Below are 14,016 nucleotides of genomic sequence, written 5' to 3' on the forward strand. Positions count from 1 at the left end.
TTAATATGTTTAACAAGTTGGATAATTTAGAGCTTTGTGAGATCTTTCTCACGGTTATCCATAAGACGTACCGTTAGTATGCGCCCCACGAGATAAGCCAAACCTTTTTGGCGGCACAACTCAAATGAATTAAACAAAAGTATCATGGTCCCTCTGACCTTGTGGCCGTACAGCGAACGCCCTACAAAAAATAATGATTTTCTGGCGGCCACCCTACTCTTCCTTCTCTTTATCCAACTGTCTTTATTACGCTTTTACGTCATCAGCGTCTTGAACCGCTAAGCGCGCACCTTGCAAAACTAATGCTGTCAGCAAACGAACTTCTGAGGCCAACTCATCATTCCAAGCAGGCCAAATTCGAGAGATGTACGCATTATTGCCTTCGCCCGGGCTCATGAAGCCATCATTGAATGCGTCAGCCATTTTCTTCAAAGATTTCTCTTCGTCATCGACCCACTGACCGCGGCTAAAGCCCGCTTCAACACAAGCCAACGCCGTTTTCGGGAAATAAGGCAAAGGCTTAGTCATGCCTTCGAAGAACAAGCGAACTAATTCAGTCAGTAGCTGTTTGGCATACTGCGCATCGGCAATTTCTGGGTAGATCAAATGCAGCGCGCCTTCTTTACGATCGTAACCAATGATGTGGGTTTTCTTAGCATGACCCGACGCCGACATGGCAAGGTGATCGATCCACGCTGCAAGGTAATCCTGAGCTCGAATCTTACCGCTTCGGTAGCGAATCAACCCAGATTGGTAACACTGGGTTAGCCAACCAGTCAGGCGAACGTTTTTCTCTTCGCCTTCATTTCGCTCAAATAAGGAGTCAAACGTCAGGTCGATTTCCAAATCGTCTTGAGGCGCACCAGATAAAAACGCCAGTTTGTCCACCAGCTCTTCCGCCTGAACTCGGTTGGTTTCAAATTCGATATCACCAAACGCCCCCACCGGCAGTTTGCCTTGCGCGCGCTGTTGACTCATAAAGTGTTTAAGCACCTCTGTTTTTTTCTCTGGCTGCATCAATGTCGTTTCAAGCAAGGTTTCTAACAGCTCATCACGCATTTGATAGCTTTCCAAACCACCTAAAACAAAGGGTTCGTCGTCTTCCATCACCGGCAGTGGCAGTTCAAAGATTACTTTTAAACGACGATTGAAAAAATACTGCACAGGTAAGCGCCAGAAACGTTGCAACTCGACTAAGTCGAGCTCAAGTGGGAACGTCGCTCCTAACAGATAGTCGTCTAATGCCCGATTAAAATCACGACGAACATAGCCTTGCAATTGACTACTTTGAGTCAATGCCGCTGGAATCCACTCTTTCGCGTAGCTGGCGTGCGTGCCTTGGAACGCACTTGGGCTAAACGGCACCATGGCGTGGGTATTCACCAACGCATTTAATAAGTTGTCGCCAGACTCATCAACGGGCAACGCTTCATCACCACTTAAACAATAGTTTTGGTGGCAGTATTCCATCAGCTCAGAAACCAGAACCGAAGGCACTCGCTCGGTGTTGTCTTGGATTGAACGGCCAACATAACTGATGTAGAGCGTTTGCTGTGCAGACAACATCGCTTCGAGGAATAGGTAACGGTCATCATCTCGGCGCGAACGGTCGCCCGGCTTGGTTCTTCCCGTCATCAAGTCAAAGCCTTCTGGCGGCATGGAGCGTGGGTACACGCCGTCATTCATCCCCAGTAGACAAACGGTTCTAAACGGAATAGAGCGCATCGGCATCAGGGTACAAAAGTTCACTTGACCAGCCAGGAAGCGCTGGCTGACTCGTGTGCCAGATAATTTGTTTTGAAGGTATTGGCTGATGATCGACGGCGACAACGCATCGTCAAATGCGGCATCAGCTAATTGCTCTTTGAGTTGGCTGAGCGTATCGCGAATGGATTTGAGCGCCATTTCGCCCTCTAACTCAACTGAGAAGAAGTCATCCAGCAGTGAAACCAAAGTCTCTCGCCAACCATCAATAGTCTGAACATGAGAAAGTTTGCTTCGATAAGTGCTAATTTGTTGGATAAAGTGTGCCAACTTGCCCGCAAGCTCTGCGCCCATGCCTTGCACTTCGTTGTACGGAGATAAACTACCTTGCTCGGTTTCAAACAAACCTGCGGATTCTGGCATCGCGTAGCCAAGCAACATGCGTTGAATACCAAATTGCCACGTGTTTTGACGGGTTTCCGGCAGTTCAAATTCGCTTCCGGTATTGGCATCCAATCCCCAGCGAATTCCCGATTCCTCAACCCATTGTTTGGCTTGTAAGAAATCATCTTCGCTGAGTTCAAAACGCTTTAATATCGCCGGAGTTTCCAGAAGTTCGAGTAATTCTGATGCCAAACAGCGCGTATTGGGTAAGTTCACCAACTGCATAAATGCGGCCAGAATTGGGCTCTCTTGATCGGCGGTTCGGTCAGAAATCGAATAGGGAATAAAACGCTCACCCGGAGCGTTACCAAAGACCGCCTGAATCGCAGGGCTGTAAGCGTTGATGTCCGCGACCATCACGATAATATCGCGCGGTTTTAACGTTGGGTCAGCATCGAACATCGCCAATAGTTGATCATGCAGCACTTCCACTTCACGCATCGGGCTGTGACAAGCGTGTAGGCTCAGTGATTTATCACCCAAGCTAACCACTTGTTTGTGATGACTGTTTTCAATCTGTTGGTCATCTTGATGTTCTTCAAGATTGAGAATATCCGCTTGCAATTGATGGAGCAGACTGTCGCGCTCAACATCAACAAACGCTTCGATTTCATGAGATTCCAGCTGAGACAACAGATACATATTGTCACGCCCGAGTTTACCCATGGACGCCAACAGACTGTTGCCGACCACATCGGTGTGCAGCTCATCGATCACATTATCTTCCAATGAACCTTTCAGTTGCTCAGTTTCACCTTGCACTTCCGAGTGATCGTCCTGCCACACAACGTGCTGACGATGTTTCGCCGCCAAACGAGCCAGATATTTGCGATCTCGAACTTCACCCCAGTAATAACGACACGGGTTGGTGAACATCAGATGCACGTCGATGTGTTCACCAATTGCTTTTAGCGCATCCATATAGCGAGGCGGCAACGAAGAAATGCCAAAAACAAACAAACGCTTGGGTAAATGGTCAAAATTGCCGTTAAAACTCGCTAACGTGTCGATAAAGTTCTCATAAAGGTTGGCACGGTGGTATGGAGACTGCCCTAATGACACTGTGTGATCGTACAACGCTTGCCATAAGATCGGCTGCCACGGATGCTCATCTTCCAGCTCTGGCACACTCTGCCCAGCTTCCCAACTTGCGATCCATTCCGGACGATACACCAAGTAACCATCGAAAATATCGGCAATTTTCTCAGCCAGCTGATACAGCTTAGAGTGGTCACTGTCATCTTTGAGGTACTGCGCTAACGGCGAAAACACCTCTTGGTTGAAAAGCCCCGGAAGCAGATGCATCAACTTCCACGTCATCGCTTCTTTGTTAAACGCACTGCGTTTTGGCACGTCTGGCAACACCTGCGTAAACATTTCCCAAATGAAGGTAGCAGGGAGCGGAAAATCAATGTTCGCAGCAACACCAAACTCTTTGGCCAATTCCATTTTTAGCCACTGGGACATGCCCGGACTTTGAACCAGAATTTGTTCTTTTTCGAACGGGTTTTCCAGCGGACTGATTCGAATCAGTTCGACAAGGAGTGATTTAAGAACGTCAACTTGGTTGGAGTGATAAACAGTAAACAAATTGGGAATACCGAGCGCCGATTGAAACTGTTAGCTAGCTTAGCACAGCCCTATTTAAACCCGCAGTGATCTCGTGTTCTGAAAAAAGTAAAAGGTTACATATCGCTCAAAATGGACAGAAAACATCACCTTTTCAAGGCGTAAGCAAAATCTTACACAGCCATACAAAATGTGACACTACTCGCAACTATTCCATAATAAAAAACACTGTTTTATACTCTTGCTACCTATAATTTATAAATATATAAAAAGTATGTTTCGCAAACTGTCTTCCAACAGCGCTTGGCTGATTGCTTTTTTTGCTTGCTTTGCAGTGTATCTGTCGATCGCTTGTTATCCTTTTGTGTTGTCTAACAATCAGAATGAACCACTAACCTTGTTGCAAGGTTACTATTTGGTTTCGACTCAATATGGCTGGCTGGGCTTGATCGCTCTTCCATTTATGTTGTTGAGTTTATTGCTCTCTTTTCTACCGACTCGAGCATTCAAAGGCATCGTGATCGCTATAGCGATCTGTCTATTGATCATGTTTAAAGTCGATATCCTCGTTTTTCAGCAATACAAACTTCACATCAACGCCCTATTAATCCGTATGTTTTTCGAAGGTGGTGGTGATGTCTTCGATATTTCGTGGATGAGTTGGCTTATCTTCGTCAGTGAAGTTGCCGTTCTGGTGATCGGGCTCGCCTGTACCGTTTGGGTAAGTAATAAACTGGCACAAAGCCGAGCTAAGTTCGTTTTGATCAGCGTCTGGTTTGCTGTATTGCTCAGCACACAGATGATTCATGCGTACAAAAACGCGCTTTACGACGATGAAGTCAGTCAGTTTTCGAGTAACTGGCCACTTTACTACCCGCTGACGGCTCGTAAATTTATTTACAAACACGACCTAGTGGATGAGAACATTGCATCGAAGAACCGCGTAGAGTTAACCAACATTGAACGTAGCTCACTCAACTACCCGCTTGCACCCATTCAAGTGCAAAGCAAAGAGAAGCAGCCCAATGTTTTGTTTATCTTGGTTGACGCGTGGCGCTACAGTGATGCGACGCCGGAAGTCATGCCAAATGTCAGCAAGTTCGCCGAAAAAACGGTGAATTTCACACAACATATGAGCGGCGGCAACTCAACTCAAGCGGGTATTTTCAGCCTGTTTTACAGCTTGCCAGCGACCTACTGGGAAAGCTTTTACGCAAGCCAACGCTCTCCTGTTTTTATGGATACGCTGCAAGCAGAAGGCTACCGCATGGGCATTTTTGGCTCGGCACCGCTCACCAGCCCGCCACTTTCTCGCACGGTATTCAAAAAAGTGTCGGACTTGACCTTGAAACAAACTGGGGAAACAGCTGTCGAGCGCGATCAGCAGATAACAGACAAGTTCATCGAGTTCCAAAAGCAGGACAGCGACAAGCCGTACTTTGGTTTTCTGTTCTACGATGCCGCCCACGGCACAGTATTCCCCGAACCTGAATTTGCGAAATTCAAACCATACTGGGAACGCGTTGACCACATTTTGCTCAACAACGATTTTGACGCTTCGCTTTACCACAATCGATACAAGAACTCGTTGTACTACATCGACAGCTTGATTGGTGATGTGCTGAAAAACGTCGACTTAGACAATACCATTGTGGTGATTTCATCTGATCATGGTGAAGAGTTTAATGACCATAAGATGAACTATTGGGGCCACACGGGTAACTACAGTGACGTACAAGTGCATGTGCCTCTTTACGTGTACATGCCAAATCGTCAACCAGAGCAAATTGATTACCGCACGACCCATTTTGACGTCGTGCCAACCATGATGAATACGCTGTTTGACGTTCAAGGCACAACGAGTTCATACAGCGTTGGTCATAACTTGTTTGATAACTCTGCCCCTCGCGATTGGTATATTGCTGGCAGCTACTACAACTATGCATTGGTCGGCAAAGAACTGATGCTTGTGGTCAATCCTGGCGGGCACTCTCAGCAACTGAATCGCCAGTTAAAAGTCGAGAAAGAACAGAAAGTTCCTGTCGATATCATTCGTCATTCTCTGGATGAGATGTCGCGATTTTACAAAAAAGGCTAGCGTCCAACATCGACGCCGATTGAAATAAAAAAGCCTCTTGGTTGTAAGACCAAGAGGCTTTTTCCTCTCTTCTATTTAAGCGTGATGAGCGTGCATCAAACGTGGCTGAATCAACAAGTTGTTGATGTATTGTAATGCAACATAAGAGACAACAAATGTTGCCACAATCAACTCAAGACCAGCTAAGGCTCGCACTTGTTGAACATAGTGCGCAGCCAATCCTTGCAACTCCATCCAATTCGCCATTTTAAACAGCGCCGTTGCACCGATCACCATCGGGAAAGTAAACGCCGCATAGCCTGGGCTAAATGGCAGTCTAAGCAATTTAAAGAATGCGAGGTAAATGATGGCTGTCATCAATACCGCGATACCAAATAGCATAGCGATGATCACTGGTGATGGTGTAGCAGTGACCGTTAAGTACCCTGCCAATGATAGACTTGCTGGCGCTGCCATGATTGCCATTGTTGGTTTCGCTGCATCCGGAATTTCATGGGTAAACATGAAACGGTAAATCATCATCGGCAACATGATCGCATACGCCACCATACCAAACATCAATGCACCTTGTGCTACTGGTGCTAACATCGGGTTGCCAGAGAAAGACACATCCGCAACGATGATACCCACAGGCGGTACAAACCAACTAGGAACCATGTGGTGCAATTCAAAATCTTTGGCGCGATGGTAAACAAAGCTCACCAAGAACACGATGTGCAGAACCACCGCAATCAGCCAAAGCACATCACCAGCCAATGGGTAAAAATGGCCGAGAGAGTTCGATACCACCATAGTGCCCATCGCAAAAGTCGGAACCACGCTGCCCACAACCGGATGAGCAAGATCTTGTCTCAATAGATGGTTATGTAGCAAAAACTTGGTTGCCAATATAGCCAACAATACGCTCGCGATACCCGCACTAATCCACTGTCCGTAGCCATGTAATTCGGCGAAGTTTTCCCAACTCCAACCTAAGCTTGCAATACCAAGAGCCAAACCCGCCATCGGAGTTGGTGCTCCCATTACTTTTGCTTTTGTTCTTTGAATCATGATGACCTCAACCAGACTCACTCTTGATGGAGCGTATAATACGCTTGCACTTCGTTCCGATATATCTAATTATTTAAAACAAACGTTCAGAATTACTTAACGGTGGGGTATGGCAAGTCACATTTCTCTTAAACAACTGAAAGTGTTTACGACGATCACGCAGCACAAAACGCTCACAGCAGCTTCTGATAGTCTCTTTTTATCAAAAGCTGCTGTGAGCATGGCACTCTCAGAATTAGAAAAGCAGATCGGCCATCACTTGTTTGATCGTGTTAATAACCGACTGATTTTGAACCAAGAAGGCCAAAAGCTACTGCCACTGGCGGATGAGTTACTCAACCGAGCCAAGGACATCGAGAGCATTTTCGATGGTGACCAAGCGCTATCGGGCCAACTTCGCATTGGTGCCAGCGACACCATTGGCAACCAAGTCGCGCCCTATTTGCTTAGCGAATTTCGTCAGCAAACGAACCATCGTTCTCAAAGCCTGTTCATTTCTAACTCCGCACAAATCTGCGACATGCTGACCGATTACGAGTTAGACATAGCCCTCATTGAAGGCAAAACACTTCACCCTGAATTGCAGTCCACCCAGTTTAGCGAAGATGAAATGTGCGTGATTTGCGCGCCCGATTACCCAGCCGCGCACGAAGGGCCAGTAAACTTAACCGAGCTAGAAAACAGCGAATGGATATTACGAGAGGCGGGATCTGGTTCACGCGAATTTTTTATGCGCGTTGTCGCGCCGCGCTTGGAACATTGGCATGAAGCTTTTCAGCTCAATACCACCGAAGCGTTGATCAACTCAGTATCTGCTGGGCTGGGCTTAGGCTGCTTGTCACGCTTGTCTGCAGAACCTGCTATTCGTGACGGTCGTGTAAAACTGCTCGACATGCCTTTAGATATGAAACGTCGCTTCTGGTTACTGGTTCATAAAGAGAAATATCAAAGCCCATTGCTCAAAACGTTTATCGAATTTTGCCAAGATTGGGAACGACCAACCAACCTTCCTTTGGGGAATAAATCCGCAAAGTGAAACCAAGATAGTTTAAATGCTAGTCAGTTAGTTGTACGTGTCTCTCATTCTGGGGCTTGTCGCTAGACTTGATTGGTCAAAAACTGTATAAAAAGCCAGTATCAATACACCAAATTAGGGGACCAACCATGGCTGTAATCGTCAAGTACGTGGTAGAACGCAATGGAGAAGAGAAAATGACTTTTACCTCTAAAGCGGAAGCTGACGCATACGACAAAATGCTGGATATGGCAGATGAACTATTCACACTGCTAGGTAAAAGTGAACTTCTAGAAGACGAAGGCAAGCAAGAAGATCTTGCGATGTTCCTTGCGCAAAACAAAGAAGAGTTGCTTTACGCAATCGGTGCAAAACGCAAACCTGCACCAAAGAAAGCAAAAAAGCTTGAAGCTGTTGAAGAAGAACAGCAAGAAGACGCAGCATAATCCAATGACTGCCCTTCAAATAACGCCGCATCTTGTGGCGTTTTTTTATGCCTGAAAGCATAGAGCATAATGAAAGAACGCCCTTTCTTTCTAGATCCGAGACAACAAACTGCCTTTTCTTAATTTCAGCAAAACTCTCCCAATAGACCACCTCGTAGCCACATTTCTCATCAGACAGACATATCTCCGAAAAGACAAAAGGTATCCATCTACGGACTTTCTCCATTTCCCCCCTTTAAACTCCCCAATACTCTCTTTATGATGGCTGACAACGTAATTATTTCTTGTCAGTGAACAGACGAGACACAAGACTCAACACATGGAGATCAACTATGGCTTTCTTTTCTCTAGCCTTTGGTACGGCAACTAAAAACCGCGACGGTAAAATCATCGAAGCGTTTTTCCCAAACCCAGTTCTTAACCCAAGCGACACACTTGTTAACGCACTGGCTGCAGTAGCAGGTTACGAGCAAGGCAACCAAGCTATCGAGATCTCTGCGGCACAAAGTGCAGAACTTGCGGCAGCATTCGAAGCAAACGGCGATGCAGCAAACGCATCTTTCGCAACCAAAGCAGCAGAATCAGCACAACCGCTTGTACTGGTTATCCTAGCTACGGATGAACAGCCACAATCTGTTGCTGAAGGCTTCCTAAAACTTCAACTTATCTCTAACCGTCTAGTGAAGCCACACGGCACAGTACTGGATGGCATCTTCGGTCTGCTGCACAACATCGCATGGACTAACGAAGGCCCAATCGACCTACCTGAGCTGGCTGAGCGTCAAATCGAAGCTCGCCTAGCTGGCCGTACGCTAAGCGTAGATTGCGTAGACAAGTTCCCTAAAATGGTGGACTACGTGGTTCCAACTGGTGTTCGTATCGCAGACACTTCTCGCGTTCGTCTTGGCGCACACGTTGGCGAAGGCACAACTGTTATGCACGAAGGCTTCATCAACTTCAACGCGGGCACAACTGGCGTGAGCATGGTTGAAGGCCGTATCTCTGCTGGCGTGGTTGTTGGTAACGGTTCAGACATCGGTGGCGGCGCATCGATCATGGGTACGCTATCTGGCGGCGGTAAAGTTGTGGTTTCTATTGGTGAAAATTCACTACTAGGCGCGAACGCAGGTCTTGGTTTCCCAATGGGTGACCGTTGTACTATCGAGTCAGGTTTGTACGTGACTGCTGGTTCTAAAGTGCGCATGCTAGATTCTGCAGGTCAAGAAGTCGAAGTGGTGAAAGCACGCGACCTTGCTGGTGTTTCTGACCTACTGTTCCGTCGTAACTCTGTGACAGGTCAAATCGAGTGTCTTGCAAACAAGAGCGCGGTTGAACTGAACAGCGAACTGCATAAAAACAACTAATAAGAATACGAAAATCCCCCAGCAGGAAACTGTTGGGGGATTTTTTTAGCTTAAAGCAAAATGCGTGAGTGCTGATTACTGATTTAAAAAACTGACTGCTTTATCTGGGAAGTCAGTAAACAAACCATCCACTTTCACTTGGTTGTAGTACACATCCATCATGCCTTCAAAGCTGTCCGTGTACGCAGGAATGCGTCCTGGATCGGCACGGAACGTGTATGGATGAACTTGTAAGCCGGCGTCTTTTGCAGCCTTCATCAACGGCTTGATGATGATATTGTCTTTGGTTGACTTATCATCCACCAGCATCGGCTTCCAAGGTCCAATACCTTCGGCGTAACTCGCCACTTTCTTCATGCCGTCGGCTTTGAACATCCAATCATAGCTGTATGGCATTGCTGTATCGCCTTTGTACACCATAGTTTCGTTCCAATCGGTGTAAGCCATGAGCTGAACGAGCTTTAAATCCATGTCCATTGCTGGCATCAACTCACTGTTAATGCGTTGCAGTTCATTCGCATCAAAACACTGCAGGTAGACTTTGTCGTCTTGCGAGTCGTAACCGTACTGCTTCAAGACTTTAAGCACCGCTTTAGAAATATCCTTGCCTTCGTGACGATGGAACCAAGGCGCTTTAATTTCTGGGTAAATACCGATGTCGTAACCCAACGTCTTGTTAAGGCCTTGGATCAGTTCAATCTCTTCAGCAAACGTCGGTACGGTGAAATCAGATTTCCACATTGGGAATCGGGTTGGATAACCGGCGACTTTTTTGCCGTTTTCGTCGATATTGAACCCTTCGGTGACTCGCAGAGATTTGATTTCTGCCAGAGTAAAGTCAATCGCGTAATAACGACCATCTTCGCGTGCGCGATCAGGAAAACGCTCCGCTACATCCGTGACGCGATCCAAATAATGATCATGCAACACCACTAACTGATCGTCTTTCGTCATCACGACATCTTGCTCGATGTAATCTGGTTTCATTGCATAAGCCAAAGCTTTGGCTTCTAAAGTGTGCTCCGGTAAATAACCAGAAGCGCCGCGGTGAGCGATAACAAGCGGCTTTGCAATTGCGCCAGCAGATAGGCTAAGCGCTAAAAATGTGAGACATACTGACTTGGTTTTCATTGTTATATCCTTGATAAAGCGAAGAGGCAGTATTCCACTGCCTCTTTAAATAAATATTACGCTAGCGCTTCTTGTTCCTTTTCGCGCTCTTTTTGCTCGTGGTGTGCGCGTTCGCCTAGAAGCGCATACGTCAAACACACGATAGAAGTAATACATGAACCAATTAGAATGATGAAACCGCCATCCCAACCGAAATGGTCCACGGTGTAACCAAGAACCGCGTTCGCAGCCACCGCACCGCCTAAGTAACCAAACAAGCCAGTTAGACCAGCAGCAGTACCCGCTGCTTTTTTCGGTGCCAATTCAAGTGCATACAAACCAATCAGCATGACAGGGCCGTAAATCAAGAAGCCAATCGCGATAAGAGCCATCATATCGATTGTTGGGTTGCCCGCTGGGTTGAACCAGTAAACCAATACCGCCAACGTTACCAATACCATGAACAAGATGCCTGCAGGTGCACGACGGCCTTTGAACAGTTTGTCCGAAATCCAACCACACAATAACGTGCCAGGAATACCCGCCCACTCGTATAGGAAGTAAGCCCAAGACGATTTATCTACCGAGAAGTCCTTCGCTTCTTTTAGATAAACGGGTGCCCAGTCCAACACACCGTAACGGATCAAGTAAACAAACGCGTTTGCAATCGCAATCGACCACAACAGTTTATTATTGAATACGTACTTGAAGAAAATTTCCTTCGCCGTCATTTCTTGTTCATGCGACTTGTCGTAGTCATCTGGGTAGTCATCTTTGTACTCTTCAATCGGCGGTAGACCACAAGACTGAGGCGTATCTCGAACCGTCATCCAAATGAACACTGCAACCAAAGTGGCGAAAAATGCAGGTACATAAAATGCGGTGCGCCAATCATCGTTAAATGCCCACAGACCCAAAATGAATAGTGGACCAATCAAACCGCCACCCACGTTGTGCGCCACGTTCCAAACCGAAACGATCTCACCACGCTCTTTACGTGACCACCAGTGCACCATGGTTCGCCCACAGGCAGGCCACCCCATACCTTGGAACCAACCGTTCAAAAATAGAAGAATAAACATTGCCGTGATGCTGCCTGTTGCCCATGGCATAAAGCCAAAGCAGAACATAACCAGAGCAGACATCAACAAACCGCCACTGAGGAAATAGCGCGGGTTAGAACGGTCAGACACGCTGCCCATTAAAAATTTTGAAAGGCCATAAGCGATTGAAACAGCCGCCAAAGCAACACCAAGGTCACCACGGCTGTAACCCTCCTCGATGAGGTACGGCATCGCTAAACTGAAGTTTTTACGAACCAAATAGTAGCCAGCGTAGCCAACAAAAATACCGATGAACAGTTGCCAACGGAGGCGAGAATAGGTGCTATCAATGCTATCTGGGGATAGACGATCAATGTGCGCCTTAGGTTTGAATATTCCAAACATAGGAACCTCATTATGTATATGCGATGGTAAAGAACCCAAAAGGAGCGAACGAAACAAAATTAACATTCGTTCGAAAGTTTCTGCATTGTATGAGGTTAGGATTTAATTTCTGTGATAAATGTTGCATAGGAATTAATTATTAGTAAATACAGCAAATTAGCCATCATTAATTAGACAGCCGTTCAACTTTACTCAGAATTCGTTAATATCTTTTCTTGATCAAAAAAGAACATTTAATCACTCACATTCGAAACTAAACAAAATAAAGGCTCGAATAGGAACACAAATTCGAGATAAATGGTGCTGCATGACGCATTAAGCTAAGGAAAAATCAGTAATAACAAAAGTGAAGGAAAAGTTTGGTGTTTAGTTTCAAACGAAATAAAGAGTCCAAAAACAACCAAGTTCTACTGAGGTGCACATTTCGTACACTTAGCGCGATGAACACACTTTTGGAAGGCAAAATCCATATCGTACTCTCGTTCTACGCGAGTCCGATTTTATCGTCATGCGTTCTAGTTATTTTCTTTCAGGATCTCCCCCCAAGCCTTTGCTGTATCTGGCTTTAACTACCTCTTAGGGATTACTTTTCACACAAACTATTGAACGATAATCCACCATTGACGAACCAGCTTCACAAAACTCCTCTTACCAGTTGTGCATTTGTTTTCACATCGGTAATTTGAGCGATGAAAATGACTCACTCATCCCTATAAAGAGCTTTCTATCAGTTTCCTTTCTGGTCAAAAGATGCGCCATTTAACAAAAACGAAGAGTTTGGTTAACAAATTCATGCTCAAACGCTCATTTTTAATGCTCGTTTGTTTTCGCAAACGTTTATATGTGCACAATACTATCGTGCTAGATAAGCAAAAATAACTATAGGACTCTTAACATGACAACCAACAAACACCCCTCTCTGCTCGGAGAATGTTTGGCCGAGTTCATCGGTACAGGACTACTCATCTTCTTCGGCGTTGGCTGCGTCGCAGCCTTAGTATTAACAGGCGCATCTTTTGGACAATGGGAAATCAGTATTGTATGGGGCTTAGGTGTCTCCATCGCGATCTACTGTACTGCCGGCGTTTCAGGCGCACACATCAACCCAGCCGTGACCATTGCATTAGCGATGTTTCATGGTTTCGATAAAGCGAAAGTGGTTCCGTACATCATCGCTCAGATGTTAGGTGCATTTTTCTCTGCCGCTTTGGTTTACAGCTTGTACAGCAACCTTTTCACCGATTACGAAATCGCACACAACTTTGTACGTAGCAGCCAAGACGCCCTTGCAACGGCTGGTATTTTCTCAACTTACCCACACGCTTCTCTTTCTTTCTTTGGCGCATTTGCTGTGGAATTCGTCATTACAGCTGTATTAATGTTTGCCATTTTGGCTCTGGGTGATGAAAACAACGGTGCCGCTCGTGGCGCGATGAACCCATTATTGATTGGTATTCTGATTGCGGTTATTGGTGGTTCTCTTGGTCCACTGACTGGCTTTGCGATGAACCCAGCTCGTGACTTTGGCCCTAAACTGTTCGCGTACTTTGCAGGTTGGGATTACGCACTGACCGGCGCTAAAGACATCCCTTACTTTATCGTTCCCCTTCTTGCTCCTATTGCGGGTGCTTGCTTTGGTGGTTGGTTATATCCAAAAGCGATCGCGGCATACCTCCCTCGCCAAGGTCACGGTTGTACCATTCCAAACCAATGTGATACTGAAGAAGAAACAGAACAAGCTCGAGCTTAACAGCTTGCCAATTACTAA

9 protein-coding genes are annotated in these 14,016 nt (G+C 46.1%); 5 read left to right on the forward strand and 4 right to left on the reverse strand.

From position 1 onward, the window contains the following. Nucleotides 1-246 precede the first annotated feature (246 nt). Nucleotides 247-3,738: an exodeoxyribonuclease V subunit gamma gene (recC, locus tag ACF8OV_RS01390; RefSeq protein WP_141180349.1), complete on the reverse strand. Its 3,492-nt coding sequence runs from the start codon at nucleotides 3,736-3,738 to the stop codon at nucleotides 247-249. Nucleotides 3,739-3,991: 253 nt separating this feature from the next. Between recC and ACF8OV_RS01395 the strand changes: the two genes are divergently transcribed. Continuing rightward, the gene (locus ACF8OV_RS01395) at nucleotides 3,992-5,815 is read left to right on the forward strand and encodes a DUF3413 domain-containing protein (RefSeq protein ID WP_392404319.1); all 1,824 of its coding nucleotides are present in this window, start codon (nucleotides 3,992-3,994) and stop codon (nucleotides 5,813-5,815) included. Between the two features lie 75 nt (nucleotides 5,816-5,890). On the opposite strand, the gene ACF8OV_RS01400 is transcribed toward ACF8OV_RS01395, so the two are convergent. Continuing rightward, a complete protein-coding gene (locus ACF8OV_RS01400; protein WP_021823460.1) occupies nucleotides 5,891-6,865 on the reverse strand; it encodes a TDT family transporter in 975 nt (324 codons plus the stop codon). A gap of 109 nt (nucleotides 6,866-6,974) precedes the next feature. Here ACF8OV_RS01400 and ACF8OV_RS01405 point away from each other — a divergent pair, with 109 nt between their 5' ends. The 3 genes from ACF8OV_RS01405 (at nucleotide 6,975) to dapD (ending at nucleotide 9,690) form a co-directional block, all read left to right on the forward strand. Next, nucleotides 6,975-7,901, forward strand: a complete 927-nt coding sequence (locus ACF8OV_RS01405) for a LysR substrate-binding domain-containing protein (protein ID WP_005482339.1) — start codon at nucleotides 6,975-6,977, stop codon at nucleotides 7,899-7,901. Between the two features lie 128 nt (nucleotides 7,902-8,029). Beyond that, on the forward strand, nucleotides 8,030-8,326 hold the full coding sequence (locus ACF8OV_RS01410) for a YebG family protein (protein WP_005482297.1): 297 nt from the start codon (nucleotides 8,030-8,032) through the stop codon (nucleotides 8,324-8,326). A gap of 332 nt (nucleotides 8,327-8,658) precedes the next feature. Beyond that, nucleotides 8,659-9,690, forward strand: a complete 1,032-nt coding sequence (gene dapD, locus ACF8OV_RS01415; RefSeq protein ID WP_005456577.1) for a 2,3,4,5-tetrahydropyridine-2,6-dicarboxylate N-succinyltransferase — start codon at nucleotides 8,659-8,661, stop codon at nucleotides 9,688-9,690. A gap of 75 nt (nucleotides 9,691-9,765) precedes the next feature. Here the strand turns inward: dapD and glpQ are convergent, their stop codons facing one another. Then, nucleotides 9,766-10,821, reverse strand: a complete 1,056-nt coding sequence (glpQ, locus tag ACF8OV_RS01420) for a glycerophosphodiester phosphodiesterase (RefSeq protein ID WP_141180350.1) — start codon at nucleotides 10,819-10,821, stop codon at nucleotides 9,766-9,768. A gap of 56 nt (nucleotides 10,822-10,877) precedes the next feature. Next, a complete protein-coding gene (gene glpT, locus ACF8OV_RS01425) occupies nucleotides 10,878-12,248 on the reverse strand; it encodes a glycerol-3-phosphate transporter (protein WP_005456512.1) in 1,371 nt (456 codons plus the stop codon). Between the two features lie 895 nt (nucleotides 12,249-13,143). On the opposite strand from glpT, the gene ACF8OV_RS01430 reads away from it, so the two are divergent. Beyond that, nucleotides 13,144-13,998 (forward strand): MIP/aquaporin family protein, encoded by an 855-nt coding sequence (locus ACF8OV_RS01430; protein ID WP_024702409.1) that lies wholly within the window; start codon nucleotides 13,144-13,146, stop codon nucleotides 13,996-13,998. Nucleotides 13,999-14,016 lie beyond the last annotated feature (18 nt).

This window comes from Vibrio sp. GLN_1 (assembly GCF_043106015.1).
GTDB lineage: Bacteria > Pseudomonadota > Gammaproteobacteria > Enterobacterales > Vibrionaceae > Vibrio > Vibrio parahaemolyticus.

Bases quoted from the DNA above. Each gene is read 5' to 3' on its own strand.
- ACF8OV_RS01395 (WP_392404319.1), top strand. From the start codon at position 3,992: ATGTTTCGCAAACTGTCTTCCAACAGCGCTTGGCTGATTGCTTTTTTT.
- ACF8OV_RS01400 (WP_021823460.1), bottom strand. From the start codon at position 6,865: ATGATTCAAAGAACAAAAGCAAAAGTAATGGGAGCACCAACTCCGATG.
- ACF8OV_RS01405 (WP_005482339.1), top strand. From the start codon at position 6,975: ATGGCAAGTCACATTTCTCTTAAACAACTGAAAGTGTTTACGACGATC.
- ACF8OV_RS01410 (WP_005482297.1), top strand. From the start codon at position 8,030: ATGGCTGTAATCGTCAAGTACGTGGTAGAACGCAATGGAGAAGAGAAA.
- dapD (WP_005456577.1), top strand. From the start codon at position 8,659: ATGGCTTTCTTTTCTCTAGCCTTTGGTACGGCAACTAAAAACCGCGAC.
- glpQ (WP_141180350.1), bottom strand. From the start codon at position 10,821: ATGAAAACCAAGTCAGTATGTCTCACATTTTTAGCGCTTAGCCTATCT.
- glpT (WP_005456512.1), bottom strand. From the start codon at position 12,248: ATGTTTGGAATATTCAAACCTAAGGCGCACATTGATCGTCTATCCCCA.
- ACF8OV_RS01430 (WP_024702409.1), top strand. From the start codon at position 13,144: ATGACAACCAACAAACACCCCTCTCTGCTCGGAGAATGTTTGGCCGAG.